Below are 23,361 nucleotides of genomic sequence, written 5' to 3'. Positions count from 1 at the left end.
GTTATAATTGGCTGTTTTTAATGGCAACCACAATCATCGGTTCCACAGCTTTTATCTGTTTTCTTTTTCTTAAAAAAATACTTTTTAATTAAAAACCCCACTGCTACGGCTAGAATTACAAAGGCTATAATTTCTTGTACCATGATTCTTTATTTTAAAATTTGATAGGCTAATAAAGCCAATAGGTAAGCAAAACCGCTCATGAAAATCAATTGTCCTACAGGCCATTTCCAAGAGTTGGTTTCTTTTTTAGTTATCGCCAGCGTACTCGCGCACTGCAAGGCAAAGGCATAAAACAGTAACAATGAAACTCCTGAGGCAAAATTAAATATTTTATTTCCCGTTTCAGGATTGATTTCGGCGGCCATTTTATTTTTAATAGTATCTTCATTATCCGTTCCGCCCACACTGTAAATAGTGGCAAGTGTACCCACAAATACTTCTCTTGCGGCAAATGAACTGATGATAGCAATTCCTATTTTCCAGTCGTAACCCAACGGCGAAATAGCAGGTTCAATGGCTTTACCCATGATTCCAATATACGAGTTCTCCAATTTATAGGAGGCAATCTTGTTTTCAAGTTCTAGAGCAGGTAAGGCTTTGTTTTCAGCTTTTGACTGGATGATTTGGTCGGCATTTTTAAAGTTTTTACCAGGACCATAAGAAGCCAAGAACCATAAAATAATTGAAATAGCCAAGATTATTTTTCCAGCTCCAAAAACAAACGCTTTGGTTTTCTCGACCACATTAATCGCTACATTTTTAAACATAGGCAATTTGTAATTGGGCATTTCGACCACAAAAAAGGTTTTACCCTTGATTTTCATTACTTTGTTTAAAACATAAGCTGAGAATATCGCCATTCCGAAACCTAATAAATAGAGTAACATCAAGGTTAATCCTTGTAAATTAAAGATTCCAAGAACATATTGATCCGGAATTACAAGCGCAATAATAATAGCGTAAACAGGCAACCTTGCAGAGCAAGTCGTAAAAGGTGTTACTAATATTGTGATTAAGCGTTCTTTCCAGTTCTCGATATTACGTGTGGCCATAATTGCCGGAATAGCACAAGCTGTTCCAGAGATTAAAGGCACCACACTTTTACCGGACAAACCAAATTTTCGCATGATTTTATCCATTAAAAAAACCACACGGCTCATATAGCCACTTTCTTCTAGAATGGAGATAAAAAGGAACAAAAAGGCAATTTGCGGAATAAAAATTAAGATTCCTCCAATGCCAGGAATGATTCCTTGCGAAATCAAATTTGTCAATACGCCTGAAGGTAAGTTTTCGTTAGCCCAACTGCTTAGAGATGCAAAACTGCTGTCAATAAAGTCCATAGGGATTTTGGACCATTCGAAAATAGACTGAAAAATGATAAATAAAATAGCAAAAAATATGACATAACCCCAAACTTTGTGTGTCAAGACACGGTCCAGTTTTGAGCGAAAATCTTTGGCTACTGTAGCATCTACTTTCAAACCTACTTTTAAAGTGTCGTTGATAAACTGATACCTTTTGATGGTTTCTTTTTGCTGTAAGCGTTTTAAGTCAGAATGGGATTTAGTAAACGAGCTGTGAATTTCTTTTCGTTCTAAGTTCAAGAAGTTTACGTCTTGGGTGATAACTAACCATAATTTATACAACAATTGTCCCGGGAAAGCTTTGCGTAAGCTGTCAAAATAATCAGGATCAATTACTGAAGCATTTAGGCAAGGCTCGCTTGAAATGGTTTTGTACGTAACAATTAGTTTTTTTAAGGCATCTATACCAAAACCTTTGCGCGAACTTACTAAAGCAATTTTAGTTTTGAGGTGTTCTTCCAGATACGGAATATCCAGCGAGATCCCTTTGTGTTCCATTCTGTCGGCCATGTTAATGACTAGGATGGTAGGGATTTCAAGGTCTTTTATTTGTGTAAAAAGTAATAAATTACGTTTTAGATTTTCAACATCAGTTACTACAAGGGCAACATCAGGGTATAATTTATCATTTTTGTTCAATAGCAGTTCAATCACTACATTCTCATCAATGGAACTGGCGTTCAAGCTATAGGTTCCCGGTAAATCTAGGATGTTTGCCTTAACATTGTTGGGTAATTTACAAAACCCAATTTTTTTCTCCACCGTAATTCCAGGATAGTTTCCTACTTGTTGGTTCAATCCGGTCAATTGATTAAAAACCGACGTTTTACCTACATTAGGATTCCCTATTAAAGCAACATTAATATTTTGATTAATCATTTTAAAGTTGGATTTTGATCAATTCAACTTCAATTTCGGCAGCAGTTTCAACACGAATGGCTAAATGGGAGCCATTAATATCCAAATACAAGGGATCGCCAAAGGGAGCTATTTGTAACAACTCCACCGTATTGCCCGGCAAACAACCCATTTCAAGTAGTTTTAACGGAATAACATCAATATCAAAATCTTTGATAATGGCTTTCTCTCCTTTTTTAAGTGAATGTATCGTGGTACGCAAGGCTTATTTAGATTGAATTAAGATTGCAAAAATACGGATTATAAAATAAAAACGAATGATATTTATCATTTTTGTAGCATTTATAGACAAATGCACCTGATGTGAATGTTCTTGATATTTGCGGGTGTGGATTGTGATAGAAAATGAATTTAAGCGCTTACGCAAAAAGAGTTGGCGTGGTTTTGATGGTGCAACTATTTGTGGTTATGGTGAGGGATTTTTTTGTTGTATTTAATTGGTAGGCACGGATTCATGTCGCAATGGGATGCTGCTTCTTCTGTCGTTTTATTGTATTATGAAACAAAATGGTATAAAACAATGTCTTATTTTGATTTTATGACATAGAGTTGTCAAGTATTAAAGTGTTGTTTAGTAATGGATTGGATTTTTTACATTATGACTAGCAGTTGTGTATTTGTTATTTTTTTTACCTATTGAAGTAGAATATTTTGAATAATAGTTAAAAAGGTATATTATTGCCAATGATTTTAACAAAATAATGAATTAACCATTTTTAAAACCACAAATCAAAACCAAACCTATTATGAAAAAATTAGTATTAGCTGCCAGTGTTGTATTCCTTATGTTTTCATGTCAAAGTGATGAAACGAATTTAGATGCGACACCTGCTGCTCAGGCCATTTCTGCTAAAAGATCTTGTGCAACGCAAGATATGCTAGAAATACAATTAAAAAACGACCCCACTTTAGCTAAAAAACTACAAGACATGGAGTTAAAGAATGCTAGCGCAATGGCAACAGGTAAAATAATTAATGGTGTGCTAGAAATCCCAGTTGTTTTATCTTTTTTATGCGATAGGATTAGAGCCTAAGTTAGAAGCTATAGACAATTTATATCCATTAGATATGGTAGTACATATTGATAATTTAACATCATACAAATTTTATAAAGCTGTACAAGGAGAAAATTTAGAATTTCATCAAAAAGAGAGAACTCCACAGGATAGAGAACATGCTCCTTTTGATAAAACTGATATTTTAGACAAATTAGAAAATTTTGGATTAAAAATAAAAAAATGAAAACTTACCTATTGATATTCTTCGCTATATTATCTTCATCTTGTAGCAAAACAGACAGCATAAATCATTATCTAAACAAACCAATAACAGAGTTAGAATTAGTTGAAAATGGGTTTTATAAATACTCATATACATACACATATGAAAATGATGAAAATCAAAAAGATAGCCTCAACGGTAAAGTATATAAATATGTATTATACTCAAATGTAAAACCACAGAGACAGGATGATGGGAAACTATATCCAATTCCTTTATTTTCAAACAAAAACAATAGTAAAGAAAATACAGAATATCTAGTAAACGAGTTAGATAATAGAATAATATCTTATCTTTTTATAAATGACACTTTAGAATACAAAAGTATCTTTGTTTATTCTGTGAACAAAAACAAAAAGCATATTGCTAACTTCACATCAAAAGAAAATATTATAAACTACTACAACAGTTTAAAAATCCAAATTAAGCCTCTCATCGACGGAAAAAAGAGTACTAAAGAACATATTACTCTTTTTTTGATTGACAATTATAAAACTCGTATTTATTTTGAAAGGTATCCAGGGGTTGCATATGATATGATTACAAACTATGGCAAGAACAGTACTCCATATATGGATACTATGGCAGGTTGGTATAATGGTTATACTTATGAATTGTCTGAATAAATAAAAAAAATAATATTTATACTATTGATAGTATTTATGGTTTCTTGTTCCAAAGAGGACAAAATAAATCACTACTTAAATAAGAAAGTTGCAGAGAAAGAGTTAGTTGAGAATGGTGTAAGGAGTGTTTTCAGTTCAGGTAATAATTCCTATTATAAATAGAAATTATTATGAAAGCAATTTACAAACTAATTTTATGTATCATCTTAATTTTAACTATTTCAACAATAGGTATAACTTATTGGTATATTTCAAACCATCTATTATCAAATTTATCAGAAGTTAGCTTACCATCAATTATTAATATTTTAATTCAAATTGGTTTGGTTGGCGCACTAATTCCTACTATTTCATTTTTTCTTATCTATAGTGCAGTCAAAATGATAAGTAATAAATTGATACTAACTTTTTTAATAATATCTTTAATTTTATTGGTTATTACAGCAACTTATATGTTTATTTTATATATGACCTTTCATGAGTTCAATAATCCGATACAATTTATACCAAATAATTTGTAAAATAGTCATAGGTGTTTTATACAAAGTTTTCGAAGTTTCTCAGTAAGTAAGGAATGATATAATACTCCCGTTCCCGTACGAACCCTTTCGTGTGGTATGTGATTTAATTCAGACATTCATTTTCCTATAAATGAATCGAGTGAATTTTAATCTCTGTTTTGGTCGTATCATCATTGAGCGGCGACGGTATTACAACGGCTGTTGTTGGGCACAATCAAGGCACGGTTACCCAAGCCGATTTGAGCGTTGGTGCCTATACTACTAATGCCGCAACGGCTGATGAGGTAGCGGATATGGTGGCCTTGCAAACCGCAGCAAGTGATGCAAACAGTGTTTTTTATAGTGGTACGTCGTATTTCCCGTTAGGATTAGGACAAGTATTTACCATCATTAACCAAACAATCGAGCACGAATTAATAGTTATAGAAGCAGAACACCGCTCAGAAGTACACGGGAATTATACCTGTGTGTTCAAAGCCATTCCATCTGATGCAGCAGCACCGCCTTATACCGATGTTTCTTGTTATGCCAAAGCAGACTCGCAACCGGCCAAAGTAATTGACAACAATGACCCCGAAGGATTAGGCCGCGTCAAAGTACAGTTCAACTGGGCAGGAGCAAGCGCAAAAAGCGATTGGATGCGCATGATACAACCACACTCCGGATCTGGAAAAGGATTTTATTTCATTCCCGAGATAGACGAGGAAGTATTAGTAGGATTTGAAGGCAATAATGCGCAAAACCCTTACGTTTTAGGTTCGCAGTACAATGGTAGTGAGTCCAGCGGTTATGCTGATGGCGAAAACAACGTCAAAGCCATATTTCAGGTATATGCTCAGAAGTAATCTATAATAGGAAATAATAAATTTATGGTTAGATAAGTTTATTAATAAGTTAGAAAATATTTACAAATTTGTAGAAAAAACAATTATACTTACATGTTTAAGTAATAAAATTCTTCTTATTAAAATGACCAACTTTCAAGAAATATTTATAGGTAATAATCGCACTTTGCGACACTCAGGTTTTTATGAAACGAGTAAGTATGGATATCAATATAAATATTATGATAATGAAAAATTCATTTCTGAAGTGCATTATGAAGTGGAAATTAGCTGTACTAAGCACAAAGATAGTAATGGTTTTATTTACAAAATCGACAGAAAACAAATCTATATCAATAAGAACGAGCCTGATCTTCTAGTTGAACAATTACTAGACAGATGTGCCAAAGTTATTTTTCCATTAAAACTAGTAGTAACAAAAGAAGGTAAGCTTTCTAAAATCGAAAATCATAATGAAATAGTTGAAAGGTGGCAACAAATAAAGAAGGAAATTGCTAGCTATTACTACAGTAAAGTTTCTTATCAAATATTAAATATCGTGCAGCGAAATATTCTAAATGAAGATATGCTTTTGCAATCTCTCAAAAAAGATTGGTTGTTTCATTTGTATTTCCAAGAACTCTATTCAGAATATTCCATAGGAAAACCTCATATTAACATCTGGGAGTCTCCCATATTTGGTAATAAATTGATAGATTATGAGGTAGAGCATTGTATAGAAGAGTATTACACAGCTACCAATAAAATAATAATTAATGCTAAAGGAACGAGTATTGATCAGAGATCACTCAAAGAAATTTTAGGAGGTTTTAATTTTCCTCAAGCAAAAATGCAAGGAATGCAGTACGACCCTGTAAAGTCCCAAATGGATGTGCAGTACAAGTTATATCAAGAGGATAGATCCATATTTTCAATAAATGCCATGTATAATACTACAATAGATGAGAATAGTAATAGAATTCAGAAAATAACATTGTATAGATTGGTTAATAATGAGAATTATAGACCAAAGGGCATTTATCAAAAGCAAGATCGTAAGTATGTGGGTCAAAATTTCACGCATCAATCTGTTAAAGATGAAACCCCAATACAATCTAGTACAGCTAGAACAGAGCAAAAGCCATCTGAAACATTATATACCCAAGAAAGGAAAACACCTGAATTTTTTGTGGAGGAAATTGTAGGGCATGAAAACAATAGTTTACTTAAAAAATTAGTCACGCTTTTGTTTAAAAAAAAATAAGATAATTTAATAACGAGTTATGGCCGAAAAACATTTTGTTGTACAAGGAGCAACATGTCAATGCAATTTTAGTGTTGAACCAAAAATTGACAAATTAAAAGTTAAAACGCAATCCAAGCATTATGCCAATGACAAAGACAGTAGCGACAAACTAATAGCAACGGATAAAGATATTGGACAAACCTTAGAGAAAAACACTTTTGGTAAATGCAAAAAACAACCCAACGGAAGTGGAGATTTCTTGCCATGCAAAGCTGTTATTACAAAATGGAGTGGTGTCTACGAAAAAGTAACATTATCTAACCAAGGCAAAGTACTGCTTGAAGATAGTAAGGCAACTTGCCCCATGGGAGGTCCTGACTGTATCGTAATAAAAAATCACGGACAGGTTGCAGAAGTTTCAGAAAAAAATGTAAAAAATACAGAACCTGAAACTAATGCACAAATATTTCCAGGTATCGATTTAAGCAACTTGGATAATAATACCAATTATTTAAATATTCCTAATACATAACGATCTCAAATTATGAAAAAACAATTTCATATAATACCAAAAGATAATACAGATCGTTATGAATACGATGCTGTCAATAACAATTTAGTATTACAAACAGCAGGAAAATTTTCTGTAAGTATAAAAGAACTTGACGAGTTATTAAAAAATAAACCAGCTAAACCAAAGCAATTTCAACAACCAACAGACTCTGAGTTTGCTAATTTAACTGCTCGAGAGAAAATAGATTACAATGTAAAGGCAAAGAAACACAGTAAAGAAGTAGAGGACTATGATAGTTTTCAGGAAAAAATAGCGCCCTATCAAAATCTAAACTGGGCTTGGGCCGTAATTGGACATAAATTAGACCCTAATATTGTCAATCATAATAAATCTTTTGCAAAGGGTATTCAAGAAATTGAGAAACACGGGCACATACAATTCCCTTTTCCCAAACTATTAGAAGGAGGAGGTTTATGTTGGTTAGAAGCTTGGCCTGATGGCGAAAAACCGCGTGCAAAATTAGGGTCAGGACTGTTTGTGCAAGCTAAGGGTGCTCCTTCAATAATAAAAACAGTATGGACAGATTTTGATTATAACCCTCTTGATGGCGTGAAAATCGCTTTTATGTCTGAGGTTATTTTACATGTGTACACCACGGGTATGTATGGGCATGACATAGAGGTGCACTTAATCGATAGAGATATATTTGATCCTAATGATGAACTAGAAATTAAGGACAAAAAAAGCTTTACCCGCCAAATAGGTATTGCTAAGGTTGAAGAAAAATTTTTGGATAAAAAAATCACAATAGATACTCTAGTCGAAAGTTCTGCTACTGATGCTAATAACCAAGTAGAGTCAGAAGAATATGTCCAGAAAATAGCAATTCAAGTGCTTATTGATAGCAATTGGAAAGAGAAACACGGCGAACATTTAGAAATTTTCCCAGCTATAAAATCGATCAAAACAGGAACGTATTTTAAAGGTTTTACCAGGAATCGTTTAAATGTTAGTACTGACAAAGACAGCGAAGTACGGCAGGTGGTTGCTGTAATTACTAATAATCCTGTTCTAGTAGGTACCGTCGAAACCAATGTGGCTGATTTTTTACCTTGCCGATTTGATAGTATAAAGCTTGACGATAAAGAGATATTTAATTCAACAAATGTCTATCACAGAAATAAAAAAACGATAGATATAGAAGTAATTGCAGGAAAAAAAGAATCACACACATTAGATTTTGATTTTCAAACCCTAGAATGTGATCACAAACCTAATAAACATACTAATAAAGAGCTTTCGATTTTAGTAATACCAGAAAATTTTAAATTAAAAAAGGGAACTGGTATTGCTCCTGAGCAACCTGTTAAAGAATCATATATCGCTACAACTGTAACATCAACTAAAAATCTTAAGTATGCCGGAGGCGCTAATACAACTGTCAAAGGGGATAATAAAATTGATGAAGGCATAGTCACAGTACAACAAAAGCAAATACAGTTTGACGCTTTTTTTAATTACAATGTTGAAATTAATAGTTACACGCGTTTTTTTGATATAGCAAAATACTTTTGGTTGGGAGACTCTTTTACTAATGGGTCTGAAATTTTAAAAATAAAAGCATTGGCACAAACTTGTGCATTTGACAACATGCCTATTAATATTGCCATTTATCCGGATATTAAATGGAGTATCCTTTTTGGTTTTAATGTTGATAGTGAACAATTAAAATCGCTTCGTCCTAGTTGGGATCAGGACAAGGCAATTAAACGTTTTCAGTGGGACGAAGATAAATTTATTGCAAAACAAGAAGCTAAAATCGAAGCTGCAACCACTGAAGCTGAAAAACAGAAAATAAAAGATGAGCTAAAAGACAGAGAACGAACAAAAGAATTAAATAAGGAAACAAGTAAATTATTTGTTCAAGGTGCTAAGGATCATTACGGTGTGAAAGATGAGGTGAAGAAAAAAAAGGAAGCTAAACCCGAAAAAGGCAAGCTGTCAACTTTACTAGATATCATGAAAGAGGTTGAAATCTCAGTCAAAGCAGAGATATATGGAGGTACTGAACTAGAGCTAACTAGTGATTTTATTAAAAATAATATTGAATTAGAAAAACAGTACGGAGATATACGCAAACAGTTAAAATGGGTAGTTGATTTAATAAAGGGTAAAAATGATACTCCCACAAATCAAGCTGATGGCGACACACAAATTAAACAATTAATAGACAACCGCAAAAAAACAAAGATAAAAGGTCTTGAAAAGGCTCTAGAAAGATCTACACAAGAAGTAGAAATAATTTATCCTAAATTTTCATTAGGTGGAAATTGGCAATTTGAACAAGTAGATGCTGCAAAATATCCTGCATTAGCAGGTAGGTCAGGGTTTGGGTACCAGTTTGCTTTTGTGGCAGCCCCATTAATAGGTATCGATATAAGATGGCATATTTTAGATTTACTTTGCCGCAAGCACCCCATTGCTTATGCTGTATTAGCGGCTGTAAAAACATTAATGGCAGCCTTAGGTGATAATCCTGATGGCGTAAAAGTAGATTTATGGGTAAAAGGACAAATAAGTACTGATATTAAGTATGAAGGAAACCAATTAGCTGGCAGTCAAGAGGCATCCATTAAAGGGGACGCCCACATCACGGCAGGTGTAGATATTTCCATAAAAATAGAAGGAATTAAAACTTCGGGTAAATTTACAGCTGTTGCAGAAGTAGGTATTGGTGCATCAGGTGAAGTAGGTTTTGGTATTACCACTACTTTGGGGGTAGATGATCAAGGTGTATGGAGCCAATCAAGCTTAATTTTTGATGGTCTAAAAATAACTTTTACAGCTGTAATTGCTGGTAAAGTGACAAAAGAAAGAGTAAATAAAGATGGCATTACTGAAGAAGTAGAAATTGTAGGAGGAGAAAGCAAGGTTGAGGTGACCATTACCATGGGTGAAGACAGTTTAGAATCGGATAAATATTATTTTAAATAAAAAATTATGAACAAATACATCCTAAAAATAATAACAGCAGTCGCTGTTTTAATAACATTAAACAGCTGCGGACAAAATACTAAAAAACAAAATACAATGAGCACAAACTATAGAGACACTATAAAGAACAATTATAAAAGCGTAAAAATGTTTGATTACAATCCCACCTATCAAATTCGCTTCGAAAATTATGATTGTTACTTAGAATTCTATATAAATGATGTTTTAGTGGTTTATTTAGGAGGTAAGGGTAAATCTGCAGGGGAACAGCATATAGATTTTCCAGAGTATATCCTTAAGAGTGGAATACAAACGTTTCGAGTTAAAATTTATCCTTTATTAGATAAAAATAAAAAATTCGAAAAATTTGTATCTAGAGAGGCGCAGTTAAAAGTAAGAGTTGTCTATGGCGATTATAGAAGAGAGTTATCAAATTGGGATAATTTTAAAGAAGTCTTTAAAGTGGAATTGCCTAAAATTGAAACCAATGTTCCTTTTTTAGAGTTTAAAAGAGAATTTACTGCTACCGTACCTTATGAGCTAGAAGGCTGGAGCAATGGGGTCGATCTAAGCAAAGAAGATCCTAAAGAATTAGAACAGGAAGTGCTGGAAAGGATGAATGAAATTGCCAGCTTTTATAGAGACAAAGATATAGAAGGATTAGCCAGAGAGCATCACATTAGAGTAAAAGAGTTTGATCAAGCTTACTATTTTAATACAAAAGAAAACTCAGCATCCTGGGAAAGCGAAATAACAGAAGCCCTCAATGAGTCAAAAAGTATTGAAGTTCTCAGTGGTGAAATGAAGTTGATGGCTAACGGAAAATTAGTGACGATTTTAGTGAGTGATGGAGCTTTTAAAAATAAATCTATAATTCGCAGTGATGTAGGCCAATATTACGATTTTTACCCTCAATATTTTTACCGCCCTAGTAAAGGTGCCAAGCTCCAAGTGATTAGATAAAAAAGTATGAAGCCAAATGCTATGATTATACTGTTGTTTAGTGTGCTGCTGTTGCAAAACAGCTGCGCACAAAACACAATGAGCATAAACTATAGAGATAAGATAAAGAACAATTACAAAAATGTAAAAACATACGATTATAATCCAATATACCAAATACGTTTTGAGAATTATGATTGTTACTTAGAGTTCTATATCAATGATGTGTTAGTCGTGTATTTGGGTGGTAAGGGTAAATCTGCGGGAGAACAAACTGTACAAATGCCGCAATACATACTAAAAAGTGGAGTGCAGACGTTTCGAGTTAAAATTTATCCCTTGTTAGACAAGAATAAGAATTTCGAAAAATTTGTTTCCAGAGAAGCTCAATTAAAAGTTAGAATTACTTATCAAGATTACGAAAGGGAAAAAACCAATAATCAAAATGAAGTCTTTAAAGTAGAGTTGCCTAAAATAGAAACCGATGTTCCTTTTTTAGAGTTTAAAAGAGAGTTTACTGCTACCGTACCTTATGAGCTAGAAGGCTGGAGTAACGGGGTCGATCTAAGCAAAGAAGATCCTAAAGAATTAGAACAGGAAGTGCTGGAAAGGATGAATGAAATTGCCAGCTTTTATAAAAACAAAGATATAGAAGGATTAGCCAGAGAATATTATAATAGAGTAAAAGAGGTTGACCAAGCTTACTATTTTAATACAAAAGAACATTCAGCATCCTGGGAAAGTGAAATAACAGAAGCCCTCAATGAATCAAAAAGTGTTGAGGTACTCAGTGGTACAATGAAGTTAATGGCAAACGGAAAACTTGTGCCCCCTCTAGTACTCGTCTGCGACGAGTACCTACTTACTTTTGAAAACAATAGAAAGCGTTTGTAACGCGGTTCGATTAAAAATCACCACAAGGCTCAATATTTACAGTACAAAATAGTAACGGTGATTTTGTAATTCTAATATTGTTTTACTATCAAATTTACCGTCTCAAAGTAAATGTAAAGTCATACAGTAAATGTTTCGTGCTTCCTTGTTCTAAAACTCCGTTTGCGTAGCTGTAAGTTGTTTTTTCATTATTACTTGCGTCGATATAGAGATAATTATTGGGGTCTATGGTTTTTATGGGGCTAAAAACGGCTTCCAGCACATCAAAATAGTGTTCGGTTTTAAGAGGTTTTTCAAAATACAGCTGGCAAGTAACGTATTTAATAGGCTTGTTCCATGTCGTTTTTTTTCCTTTACGGATGATGGTGTACACGCCATTGTTTTCGGTAATAGTGCTGCTGTCATAGAGTGTTGCATTTTTTTCGGATAGGTAGGTGCTTGATTCTAAGATATCGTTTTTAAACACTACTGTACATGTTGTTGTTATGGTTGTTTTTCCTAGAAGGGAAATTGTAGATTTGCTGTTTAATTTATAAGTTGTTTTGTCGCCATCAACATGTTTGCTAGCGGTCAACTCGCCAACATTCATACCGTTTACTGCGATGTCATAAGAGTTTACCAGTTCTTGTGCATGGGCAAATAAACCAAATAATACTAGTGTTATTGTGTAAAACGCCTTCATGAAGTAGGGACTTTTAATTTTAATAATGGGTTCGATTTATGGAGATTACAATTCAATAAATTAGAATTATTTACTAGGCCTTAAGAGAAATGCTCGATGTATATTTTTTCAAGTATAGCAGATGATTCAACGGCTTCTTCTTTGTATAATTGTTCGTGTGCTTCGGCCTTTTTTACGGGCCAAATATGAAAACCGCCTTTTAATTTGTCTTTAAAAACAGTTGCTATTATTTCACGAATTTCAGGACTTAACCTTGATAGATCTTCGGCGTTATTCCATATGCCCCAAATACCATTTTCATCAATATCACCACTGTAAGCTATTTCATGGGTGGCATAGATTTTTGTTTTGCTAATTTTAAAATTATCAAGGTCGTAGGTCCCTATCCATTTAAAAGGGTCAATGTCGTCTATGCCAGTTCCTGCTACTTTGTTGTTTCGAAACGTTAAGTTGGTGCGCATTCTATGTTGTGCAGGCGAATCGTTGTAGCAATAAAACCCTTCCCATTGTCCAGTAGGTAAAAATTTGTGTAATTCAAGATTGTCTGTTTCCATCGTTAAATGTGCTTAATGTTGGTTTTATAAAGGTTTTTCTGCTAATGTTATTTGGGGGCTAAATTGAGAGTATCAATTACGTTTATTCCTTTGATAAAAAGTCAATATCTTCAATTAATTTCTGAATGTCTTCTTTTTTAGTTCCGTCATAAAAACCGCGAACCCTTCTTTTGGTGTCAACCAAAACAAAATTTTCGGTATGGACCATATCGTATAATTGTTCGGGTTTACCCAGTTTTACAGCGAGATACGATTTTCTGGCCATGGTGTAAATTTCTTTTTTATCTCCCGTAACGAGATTCCATTTTTTATCATCAACACCGTATTTTTTGGCGTAAGCCTTTAAAACAGGAACACTGTCAGTCTCAGGAAAAACGGTATGAGAAAGCAACATTACTTTTGGATTATTGGCAATAGCCTTTTGTACATCAAATAGGTTGGCTGTCATTTTTGGGCAGATGGAACCGCAAGTGGTAAAGAAAAAATCGGCTACATAGATTTTGCCTTCGTAGTCTTTTTGAGTGATGGTTTTTCCGTTTTGGTTGGTAAAGGAGAAATCAGCAATAGTATGGTACTTACTAATGTATTGCACGGTGCTGTCTACTAATTCAGGATTAACATCAGACGGATTATAGATGGGTAATGTTTTGCTAGGTTTTAATGCGCCATAAAAAAGATACAAGGTAATGGCCGAAAAGACGATGAAAATACCAATAAAGATGCGGTATTTTTTAAAAATAGATTTCATAAAAATATAATTTATACAAAAATACAAAAAAGTAAACTTTTAAATCTTGATTTAAGGCAGTAGAATTTCGTTTAAAAAATTAACATTTATTAAATCTATTATTAATAGCTTTGTGAGACTAATCTAATATATAAATTACATGAAAATTAATTTCAATAAGCCATTGCTTTTTGTGATTCCTGCAATTATTGGGTTTTCGGATATGAAAGCACAAGTAAAGGAAGTTGCAAAAGAGCCCGGAATCAACACGGCATTCTTTGATTACAAAGTGAGGCCAGCCGATGATTTCTTTCGATTTGTAAACGGAACTTGGTTGGACAAAACCGAAATCCCGTCTGACAGAACTTCGTGGGGAAGTTTTAACGAATTGCTTAAAAAGACTGATGCAGATGCATTGGCAATCTTAAAAGATGCTGCTAAAAATCCAAAATATAAAGCAGATACTGATCAAGGAAAAGCAGTCAACTTGTACAGTACAATGCTGGATACTGTAGCAAGAAACAAACAAGGGATTGCTCCTTTGAAACCGTATTTGGCTAAGATTGAAAAAGTTAAAAACGTAGCCGACTTACAAAAATTACTGATCGAAATGGAGCCTATTGGCGGTATTGGTTTTATCGGTATTGGCGTAGGTGCCGATGATAAAAATAGTACTAAAAATTCATTGTCTGTTGGAGTAGGTAGACTGGGTTTAGCCGATAAGGATTATTACTCTTCGGATGAAAAAGATACTAAAGAAAAAAGAGATAAGTATGAGTTGCATGTGGCTAGAATGCTGCAGTTTCTAGGTCAAACCCCGGCGCAAGCCAAATCGGATGCTGCCAAAGTGTTAGCATTAGAAGTAAAAATGTCTGAGCCTCGTTTAGATCGTGTGCAGCGTAGAGACGGAAGATTGCAATACAACCCAATGACGGTTGCCGATTTACAAAAAATGACACCAGCGATTAACTGGGATGCGTATTTCAAAGGAATTGGATTTACAAAACTAGATTCGGTTATTGTAACGCAACCTAAATACATGCAAGCTTTGCAGACTTTATTGACAGAGAATAATGTTTCGGCTTGGAAAGCATACATGAAGTGGAACTTGATCAACGGAGCGAGCTCGTTGCTATCTACAGATATCGAAAGTGCTAATTTTGATTTCTACGGGAAAACAATGACTGGTGCTATCAAGCAAAGACCTCGTGAAGATAGAGCGTTGCAAACCGTAAATGGAACTATTGGTGAAGCTTTGGGAAAATTGTATGTGGAGAAAAAATTTCCTGCTGCCGCAAAAGAAAAAGCAGAGAAAATGATCAAAAACATCATTGCTGCTTATCAAAACCGAATTTCGAACCTGCCTTGGATGTCGGCTGAAACGAAAACCAAAGCAATCGAAAAGCTGAATAAAATTACCATTAAAATTGGGTATCCGGATCAATGGAAAGATTATTCTCAATTAAGTATTACAAGTGTAGCTGATGGTGGAAGTTATTTTGAAAACATTAAAAATGTATCCAAATGGAATTTTCAAAAAGACATTGACAAGCTAGATAAACCAGTTGATAAATCGGAATGGTACATGTCACCTCAAACCGTGAATGCGTATTACAATCCTTCTTATAATGAAATTGTTTTTCCAGCAGCGATCTTACAAGCCCCTTTTTATAACTATGAGGCAGATGAAGCTGTGAATTATGGTGGTATTGGAGCTGTGATTGGGCATGAGATTTCTCATGGATTTGATGATTCTGGTGCGCGTTACAACGCCGATGGAAACTTAGTAGACTGGTGGACAGCCGATGATTTGACACGGTTTACCGCTTTAGGAACTGCGCTTGCGGATCAATACAGCGCATTAGAACCTTTGCCAGGTGTACATGTTGATGGTAAATTTACCTTGGGTGAAAACATTGGTGACTTAGGTGGTATTAACGCTGCTTATGATGGTTTGCAATTGTACTTGAAAGAAAATGGAACGCCTGCTTTAATTGATGGATTTACTCCAGAGCAACGTTTCTTTATTTCGTGGAGTACAGTATGGAGAACAAAATCACGCGATGAGGCTATAAAAAGCCAAGTGAAAACGGATCCACACTCGCCTGGAATGTATAGAGCGTATGTGCCTTCGCAAAATGTTGATGCTTTTTACAAAGCATTCGATATTAAAAAAGGAGACGGTATGTATATCGAACCAGAGAAAAGAGTTAAAATCTGGTAAGAAATAGTGTAAAAAAACCCCAAATTGTACAATTTGGGTTTTTTTTTATGTTAATTTTTGTAACTTCTATTTAGAACCAGGTACTAATACGACTCTCCTTTATTAATGCTTTTTAAGTAGTAATGAGGAAGATTGTTTACTAATCCAAAAAATATTTTAATTAAATTTTAATTGTTATGAATAAGAATTTAAGAAAACCATTTCTTTTTGCCATTCCTGCCTTGTTTGCCCTTACATCAAGTCAAGCGCAAACAGAAACTCCGGCTAAAGAGCCTGGAATCAATGTCAAGTACATGGACAAAACGGTTAAACCAAGCAACAATTTCTTTCAGTATGTGAATGGAACTTGGTTGAACAATACCGAAATCCCGTCAGACAGAACCCGTTGGGGAAGTTTTGACGAACTAAGACAACGTACTGATGCGGATGCATTGGCGATTTTAAAAGAAGCCGTTAATAATCCGAAGTACAAATCGGATACGGATCAAGGAAAAGCTGTCAACTTGTACAAATCGATCCTAGATACTGTAGGGCGAAACAAGTTAGGGATTGCGCCGTTAAAACCATACTTGAAAAAAATTGATGCGGTTAAAAACGCTAAGGACCTAGAAGCACTTTTAATCGAAATGGAGCCAGTTGGTGGTCTTGGATTTTTTGGTGCTAATGTAGGTGCGGATGCTAAAAATAGTAATCGTAACGTTTTGAGCGTAGGACCTGGTGGCGTAGGATTACCGGATAGAGATTATTATGTTTCTGATGATGCCGATTCAAAAGAAAAAAGAGCTAAGTACGTACTCCATGTTGCTAAAATATTAGGCTTTCTAGGTGAAAAACCTGCTGAAGCAAAAGCACATGCCGAACAAATTCTAGCGCTAGAAATCCAAATGTCAAAGCCTAGATTTGACCGTGTGGAAAGAAGAGACCGCAGAAAATCATACAATCCAATGTCTATTGCCGACTTGCAAAAACTAACGCCATCAATCAATTGGAACAATTATTTTACGAAAATAGGATTTAAAAATGTAGATTCATTGATTGTTTCTCAACCAAAGTATATGACTGCCGTTGAAACAATATTGAAGGAAAATAAAGTAAACGACTGGAAAGCTTACATGCGTTGGTCTTTATTGAACAGAGCATCAAGCCAATTGTCTACTGCTATTGATGAGGCTAGCTTTGATTTTTATGGTAAAACCTTAACTGGGGCTGTAAAACAAAGACCTAGTGACGAAAGAGCTTTGCAGGTAATCAATGGTAGAATAGGGGAAGCTCTAGGGAAATTGTATGTGGAGAAAAAATTTCCAGCTGAAGCCAAAGCTAAAGCTGAGAAAATGATCAAGAATATTTTTGTTGCCTTTGAAAACCGAATCAATAACCTTGCTTGGATGTCACCTGAGACTAAAGTAAGTGCAGTTGAAAAATTACACAAATCTAAAATCAAAATTGGATATCCTGATAAATGGAAAGACTATTCGGCTTTAGTGGTTAAAAGCCCTGAAGAAGGTGGGACTTATTTTGAAAATACAAAATTGATGTCGAAGTGGCGTTTTGACCAAGACCTAGAGGATTTGAATAAACCTGTAGACAAAACAAGATGGGGTATGTCGCCACAAACGGTGAATGCCTATTACAACCCATCGTACAACGAGATTGTGTTTCCAGCAGCTATTTTACAACCGCCTTTTTACAACTACCAAGCGGATGAAGCCGTGAATTATGGTGGAATAGGTGGTGTAATTGGTCATGAAATATCACACGGATTTGATGATTCAGGTTCTCGATACAATGCCGATGGTAATTTAGTAGATTGGTGGACTGCCGAAGATTCTAAACAATTTGCAGCCTTGACAGGTGCTTTGGCGGCTCAATACAGTGCTTTGGAGCCATTACCAGGTACTTTTGTAGATGGTAAGTTTACATTAGGAGAGAATATTGGTGATTTAGGTGGTGTAAGTGCTGCTTATGATGGTTTGCAATTGTACTTGAAAGAAAATGGAAATCCAGGGCTAATTGATGGGTATACGCCAGAGCAACGTTTCTTTATTTCTTGGTCAACTATTTGGCGTTCAAAAGCGCGTGATGAGGCAATTAAGAATCAAGTAAAAACGGATCCACATTCGCCTGGTGAGTACCGTGCTTATGTGCCGTTACAAAACATTGATTATTTCTACAAAGCATTCGATATTCAACCAAACGATGGCATGTACATCGCTCCAGAAAAAAGAGTAAGAATCTGGTAACAAGTAGATTTATATAGAAAACCCCAAGTGATGAGCTTGGGGTTTTTTGTTGGGTCGCTTTTGCGAAAGCAAAAAAAGGATACTTTATATTTTGTTAGCCAAGGCTTGCTTGCGTGTTTTTCTAATAGATCGATTGACCATAAATAAACCAAATAAGGTAATCGCGCCACCTATTGCAATGGCGATGGTTAGTGATTCACCAAAGAGTATTGCGCCAAGTAATACGGCAACAATTGGGTTTACATAAGCATAAATACTGCTAATTTCCGGTGGTAGTTCTTGTAGCATATAGATGTAAGCAATAAAGGAAATGATAGAACCTACAATTACTAAATAAGCAATTGCGTACCATGATGTCATGGGGATCGTATTCATGGTTACGGCCATGCCGGTGGTTTCGGTAATGGTCAAAAGCAACAGGCTAGAAATGAACATTTGCAATCCTAAACTAAAGTATGGGTTAAAAGTCGCTGCTTTCTTTTTGGTATACAAACTTCCAAAAGCCCAAGTAATCGTCGCAATTACAGATAGCATGATTCCAAAACGAAAATCAGCTTGTAAAAAGTCCGAAAGATGTTCGTAGAATATGACACATACCCCACTAAAAGCAATTACTAGTCCTAGAATAGCGAGTTTAGCGAGTTTTTCGCCTCTTAAAAAAGTGATGATTACAATCCATAACGGGAAAATAGCATTCAATATCGCACCCAATCCACTGCTGATGTATTTAACACCCCAAGTACTGAGGCCGTTGCTTAAAGCAAAATTTAAAACACTCAAAATCAAGATCGTTTTCCATTGTTTGCCTTTCGGCCAAGGCGCTTTTTTGAACATAAAATAGCTAATGTACAAGGCGCCACCTATAAATTGGCGAATGCCGGCCAGTTGTAAAGCAGGCATGTGGCGCACACCTTCTTTGGAAGCGATCCAAGTGGTTCCCCAACAAAAACACACAAAAGCCAAAGCTATAATGGGCATGCCAATGGTATTTACTTTATTCGAAAAGGAACTTTGTATTTTCTGTAGCATGCTATAATTGGGGTATTAAAAAGGTGTAATCTAGTTTTTTTATTAGTTTGTCGCTCAAAATCGTTTTGCCAACGGATGGTTTTTCAATTTCAAACGTAGGCGGAACTAGGTTGTATGCGATCGCTTTTTGCGTATAATATTCGGCTCTAGTAGGGTGATAAGGTGTTACTGCATTAAAAGTGTCGCCCCAGTTTGCTGTTGCAATAATTTGTAAGATGATCGCAATGCAATCATCTTGGTGAATCAAGTTAATGGGGGCATCGGGATTAGCAACATTTTCTTTTCCTGCTAGAAAACGCGCTGGTTGACGATCAGCTCCTATCAATCCGCCAAAACGCAGGATGGTAGTTTTAAACTTTTTGTTTGCTAGTAATAATTGCTCTATCGCAAGCAACTGTTTCCCACTTTCGGTAACTGGAATGGGTGCTGTGTTTTCGTCTACAGTAGCATTGGCTTCGCCATAAACGGCTGTTGAACTCACAAATAAAAGCTGTTGTATCGAGGATTGCTCCAAGAATGGCAGCAGGTTTTCTATTTTTTTGACAAAGGAATTTTGATTTGCATCTGAATAATCTTTGTTTTTGCCTCTTAATTTCGGCGGAATAGCGATGATCAAGGTTTCACTACCTTCAAAAAATGCCGAAATATTTTCAGGAGCTTGTTCGCTTTCTAATGCAACTAAGTAAGGCGTGATATCGGCAGCTGCTAAAACAGTAAGCTTTTCAGCCGAAGTTGTTGATCCTTTTATTTTGAAATCTTTTTGTAGTAAGGCTTTCGCCAAAGGTAGTCCGAGCCAACCACAACCTAAAATGCTAATTTGTTTCATTGTAAACGTAAATAGAGTTTACAAAAATACTATAAATCCGAAGCATTTTGGTTACAACCTAGGCCCCTTTTTTGAAATAAAAAACCGCAAGGACGCTATGTGTAAATAGCGAGTTTGCGGCAACTTATAATTGTTGTGTTTGATTCAAAGCTTTTTTAGCCTTCAAAAAAAGAAAAGCTTAGTCGATGCTTAAACTGTCTTTTGGTTTTAAAATAGGCTTGTTGTATGTTGTTCCGGGGGGTGGTTTCGGCTGCCGGAAGCACCGCAACCTTTGGTGTTGGTTTGATTTTTTCTTTAATGATGATGGCATCATTGAGTATAAACGGTGTTGGCATCATCCATGAAGCTCTGGGAGTCATGTTAAATAGTGGATTTGTCATAAGGTCAAACGAACTTTCTAAAAGATGCATATCAAATGCAGCGGACTGGCTAATATTAAATTGCAATTCTAGCGGTTCGTTATTGACCACATAATAGCTAAGTACTTTTTTTCCTTTGCGTTTCAGTATGCTACCTGATTGTTCGAGTTGAACGACTCCATTGGCTTTGAAATCATGGAAGTCAATAGTCTCATTGGCAAATATATCATAACGGTTGACTTTGCGATTCGGGCTGATTTTTATTTTTAAATAGCGTTGATTTCCGCCCAAACTGTCTGTTATGAACTGAATCGTAGGTTTGATTAACGATTTATCAGGAGCGTCAGTGGCAAATGTAAATGCCGAACCATATTTGCTAAACAAAGGATCATTTTTGTACAAGGAAGCGACTTTCGGGTTATCGCCCAAATAAGATTTTGTCCAGTCGTCTAGATTGGTGTCGTAGGTGATCCATTGCGCTTTTTTCGTGTCGGCATCATAAAAATACACTAAGCTATTCGACTTGGCTTTTCCTTTTTCATAACCGGATTCGTAATGCGCTTTTGCAAAAAATCCAAGAGAAAGTATTAAAAAAGCCAGCGCCCATTTAGCTTTCTTTTCGAAAGTGCCAAAAATTGGCAATAGCAAGACAAAAGTAAGCACTGTTAATATGGCGCTGCCAAATAATACTTTTAAACCCAAACCTATAGGAAACATTTGTATAAAAGGCGCGATGATTAACAAAGCGGGAATGCTAAAAAGTAAATTGAGAATGACACTTGAGCGTTGCGTAACAACATAAAAGCCAAAGATAAAAATAGCAAAGTATATTGGTATAATTAAAAATCCTGCACCTTCTAGTTTCAAGGCGATAACTGCATTTATGGCCAGCCATAAAAACAAGGGGGCAACATAGTAGTTCATCCTTGTTTTTTTAATGCAGTTGTTTTGATAAAAGGTAAAACAAATAGCAATGGTTAATAATACAAATGCGGCTATGTAAGCATGACCATTATAGGTAAACCCATTCAGTAGGTCATTGTATTGTGGGTAAGCTAGTAAAAGTCCTTTCCATCCAAAGTAGGTGATTCCTCCAGCACTGATAATCGTGCCTAAAAGCGGTAAGAACCCTTTCATTATCTGTGAAAAAGATAGAATTCTTTTGGCTTTTCCTATGAAAATAAAAAACACAAAAAGTGCTAATGCTCCATATAGCATAGGTAATACCCAGCTAAAAGGGTAGTGAATAAAGCCGTAAGGAATGCTAAAGTAAACCTGGTCATCGTTGACTTGTTGGCTGTCTAAATTGGTGTTTGCAAAATAATGCAATAATGGCATTAAATAACTCCCTTGATGAGCCAAGGTGTTTTGGTCTAAATGATTGCTGTCATCTTGAGCGGTGTGGTAATTGTAATGATCGTCGATAAAGGCAAAATTAAATCCTTGAATTTCCCCTTTTTCTCTAAAAACGGTTAGATCAGTGTCGTTTGGAAGCATTTTATAAATACTATACATCAAGGAGTTGCTTACAGGCATAGGTACACCGGCTGCTGCAAATGCATTTACTAAGCCGGCGTTTCCATGCGTAGTTTCCATTAACATATAGCTGGGTCCTGATGAACCTCTGGCTTCAAAGTTCAAGGCGAGTCCGATCTCCTTCGCCCATTGGTGTTGAGTTACAAATAAGGCAGCTCCGTTTAAACCTAATTCCTCGGCATCCGAAAATAGAATAACAATATCGTTTTTATGAGCTGTTTTGGCGTGTAAAAAAGCACGTACACTTTCTAGAATAGTAGCTACTCCTGATCCCGCATCACTTGCTCCCGTGCTAGAAGAGTGTGGTGCGCTGTCATAATGTGTGAGCAGTAGTAAGGCTTTGCTGTTGTCACTTCCTTTGATTCGTGCTAATATGTTTTTGGATTTAACTAAGTTTCCCCAATCGGTCAGTGTGTATCCTTCTTGAACAGATGTTTGAAGTCCTAGTTTGCGTAGTTCTTGCTGTAAATAGAGTGCAACTTGTTCATGGTTTTTGGACCCTACATAATGCGGTTGCTTTGAAATTGCTTCCACATGAGCAAAAGCTCTTTTGGTAGAAAATTCAGAAAGCGGTTGCGTGCTGTCTGCTGTCCATTGTGGCATCATTGTAAAGAAAAGGACGCATAGGGTAAACAGGATAAATACAATGGATAATAGGGAGGTTAAACCTTTTTTCATATTTCGAATGTGTAAGCTGTGGTATTTAAATGTCTTTTTTGACTAACATGTAGTAGTCATTATCCAAGAGCATATAGCCTTGATCGTACAAAAAGTAATAGGTGTTACCGCTTTTTGTGTGCAATATATTGGTGATGAAATCAAAATCAAAACCCTTACTAAGTAACTTAGCTCGGGTTGTTTTTGATTTTCCATCTGGATTAAGTTCTAATAGAATGCGGTAATTTTTACGCAGTTTATTATTAACGTTGCGCATGAAATTATTATTGTCTTTGTTGATCTTGTTGTTGTACGCATTACGACAACCATCGCTACAGAATTTTTTGTCCTCGCGACCCACAATTTTCTCACTACATTCTAGACAGTTTTTCATGAT

General features: G+C 35.3%; 21 protein-coding genes. 11 read left to right on the top strand and 10 right to left on the bottom strand.

What is annotated here, in order from left to right:
- Positions 1–17: 17 nt before the first annotated feature.
- Genes H8R24_RS06140 through H8R24_RS06130 form a run of 3 tightly spaced genes read right to left on the bottom strand, consistent with a single transcriptional unit; the run spans position 18 to position 2,490 of the window.
- Positions 18–143, bottom strand: coding sequence for a FeoB-associated Cys-rich membrane protein (locus H8R24_RS06140; RefSeq protein WP_222617370.1), 126 nt, complete (start codon positions 141–143; stop codon positions 18–20).
- Between the two features lie 6 nt (positions 144–149).
- Positions 150–2,249 carry a ferrous iron transport protein B gene (gene feoB, locus H8R24_RS06135; RefSeq protein WP_187017678.1) on the bottom strand — a complete coding sequence of 700 codons (2,100 nt, stop codon included), beginning with the start codon at positions 2,247–2,249 and terminating at the stop codon, positions 150–152.
- 1 nt (position 2,250) lies between these two features.
- Entirely contained in the window at positions 2,251–2,490 is a 240-nt protein-coding gene (locus H8R24_RS06130; protein ID WP_187017677.1) for a FeoA family protein, read from the bottom strand.
- A 544-nt stretch (positions 2,491–3,034) separates the two neighbouring features.
- On the opposite strand from H8R24_RS06130, the gene H8R24_RS06125 reads away from it, so the two are divergent.
- The 9 genes from H8R24_RS06125 to H8R24_RS06085 all read left to right on the top strand — a co-directional run bounded on the left by H8R24_RS06125 (position 3,035) and on the right by H8R24_RS06085 (position 12,130).
- Positions 3,035–3,322 (top strand): hypothetical protein, encoded by a 288-nt coding sequence (locus tag H8R24_RS06125; RefSeq protein ID WP_187017676.1) that lies wholly within the window; start codon positions 3,035–3,037, stop codon positions 3,320–3,322.
- A 34-nt stretch (positions 3,323–3,356) separates the two neighbouring features.
- Complete coding sequence (locus tag H8R24_RS06120; protein WP_187017675.1) at positions 3,357–3,530, top strand: hypothetical protein; 174 nt, start codon at positions 3,357–3,359, stop codon at positions 3,528–3,530.
- Positions 3,527–4,195 (top strand): hypothetical protein, encoded by a 669-nt coding sequence (locus tag H8R24_RS06115; RefSeq protein ID WP_187017674.1) that lies wholly within the window; start codon positions 3,527–3,529, stop codon positions 4,193–4,195. Before H8R24_RS06120 ends, H8R24_RS06115 begins: the two co-directional genes overlap by 4 nt.
- A gap of 679 nt (positions 4,196–4,874) precedes the next feature.
- The gene (locus H8R24_RS06110; protein WP_222617369.1) at positions 4,875–5,561 is read left to right on the top strand and encodes a phage baseplate assembly protein V; all 687 of its coding nucleotides are present in this window, start codon (positions 4,875–4,877) and stop codon (positions 5,559–5,561) included.
- Positions 5,562–5,685: 124 nt separating this feature from the next.
- Positions 5,686–6,804 carry a hypothetical protein gene (locus tag H8R24_RS06105; protein ID WP_187017673.1) on the top strand — a complete coding sequence of 373 codons (1,119 nt, stop codon included), beginning with the start codon at positions 5,686–5,688 and terminating at the stop codon, positions 6,802–6,804.
- A 19-nt stretch (positions 6,805–6,823) separates the two neighbouring features.
- On the top strand, positions 6,824–7,318 hold the full coding sequence (locus H8R24_RS06100) for a DUF4280 domain-containing protein (RefSeq protein WP_187017672.1): 495 nt from the start codon (positions 6,824–6,826) through the stop codon (positions 7,316–7,318).
- 12 nt (positions 7,319–7,330) lie between these two features.
- Positions 7,331–10,294, top strand: coding sequence for a hypothetical protein (locus H8R24_RS06095; RefSeq protein ID WP_187017671.1), 2,964 nt, complete (start codon positions 7,331–7,333; stop codon positions 10,292–10,294).
- A gap of 6 nt (positions 10,295–10,300) precedes the next feature.
- Entirely contained in the window at positions 10,301–11,257 is a 957-nt protein-coding gene (locus H8R24_RS06090) for a hypothetical protein (RefSeq protein WP_187017670.1), read from the top strand.
- Between the two features lie 6 nt (positions 11,258–11,263).
- A complete protein-coding gene (locus H8R24_RS06085; RefSeq protein WP_222621507.1) occupies positions 11,264–12,130 on the top strand; it encodes a hypothetical protein in 867 nt (288 codons plus the stop codon).
- 94 nt (positions 12,131–12,224) lie between these two features.
- Here H8R24_RS06085 and H8R24_RS06080 read toward each other — a convergent pair whose 3' ends face one another.
- The 3 genes from H8R24_RS06080 to H8R24_RS06070 all read right to left on the bottom strand — a co-directional run bounded on the left by H8R24_RS06080 (position 12,225) and on the right by H8R24_RS06070 (position 14,114).
- Complete coding sequence (locus H8R24_RS06080; protein WP_187017668.1) at positions 12,225–12,812, bottom strand: DUF6134 family protein; 588 nt, start codon at positions 12,810–12,812, stop codon at positions 12,225–12,227.
- Positions 12,813–12,892: 80 nt separating this feature from the next.
- Positions 12,893–13,366 (bottom strand): hypothetical protein, encoded by a 474-nt coding sequence (locus H8R24_RS06075; protein WP_187017667.1) that lies wholly within the window; start codon positions 13,364–13,366, stop codon positions 12,893–12,895.
- Between the two features lie 82 nt (positions 13,367–13,448).
- The gene (locus H8R24_RS06070) at positions 13,449–14,114 is read right to left on the bottom strand and encodes an SCO family protein (RefSeq protein WP_187017666.1); all 666 of its coding nucleotides are present in this window, start codon (positions 14,112–14,114) and stop codon (positions 13,449–13,451) included.
- A 139-nt stretch (positions 14,115–14,253) separates the two neighbouring features.
- Here H8R24_RS06070 and H8R24_RS06065 point away from each other — a divergent pair, with 139 nt between their 5' ends.
- Complete coding sequence (locus H8R24_RS06065) at positions 14,254–16,317, top strand: M13 family metallopeptidase (RefSeq protein WP_187017665.1); 2,064 nt, start codon at positions 14,254–14,256, stop codon at positions 16,315–16,317.
- A 176-nt stretch (positions 16,318–16,493) separates the two neighbouring features.
- Positions 16,494–18,557, top strand: a complete 2,064-nt coding sequence (locus H8R24_RS06060; protein WP_187017664.1) for a M13 family metallopeptidase — start codon at positions 16,494–16,496, stop codon at positions 18,555–18,557.
- An 84-nt stretch (positions 18,558–18,641) separates the two neighbouring features.
- On the opposite strand, the gene H8R24_RS06055 is transcribed toward H8R24_RS06060, so the two are convergent.
- The 4 genes from H8R24_RS06055 to H8R24_RS06040 all read right to left on the bottom strand — a co-directional run bounded on the left by H8R24_RS06055 (position 18,642) and on the right by H8R24_RS06040 (position 23,358).
- On the bottom strand, positions 18,642–19,586 hold the full coding sequence (locus tag H8R24_RS06055) for a DMT family transporter (protein WP_225876776.1): 945 nt from the start codon (positions 19,584–19,586) through the stop codon (positions 18,642–18,644).
- A gap of 1 nt (position 19,587) precedes the next feature.
- Positions 19,588–20,412, bottom strand: a complete 825-nt coding sequence (locus tag H8R24_RS06050; RefSeq protein WP_187017663.1) for an SDR family oxidoreductase — start codon at positions 20,410–20,412, stop codon at positions 19,588–19,590.
- 155 nt (positions 20,413–20,567) lie between these two features.
- Positions 20,568–22,985 (bottom strand): M28 family peptidase, encoded by a 2,418-nt coding sequence (locus H8R24_RS06045; protein ID WP_317172568.1) that lies wholly within the window; start codon positions 22,983–22,985, stop codon positions 20,568–20,570.
- 25 nt (positions 22,986–23,010) lie between these two features.
- Positions 23,011–23,358, bottom strand: a complete 348-nt coding sequence (locus tag H8R24_RS06040) for a hypothetical protein (protein WP_187017662.1) — start codon at positions 23,356–23,358, stop codon at positions 23,011–23,013.
- Positions 23,359–23,361: the final 3 nt, after the last annotated feature.

This window comes from Flavobacterium muglaense, from assembly GCF_014305155.1.
GTDB lineage: Bacteria > Bacteroidota > Bacteroidia > Flavobacteriales > Flavobacteriaceae > Flavobacterium > Flavobacterium muglaense.
The sequence above is the reverse complement of the archived record's forward strand: the minus strand, read 5'-3'. Positions and strand labels throughout refer to the sequence as shown.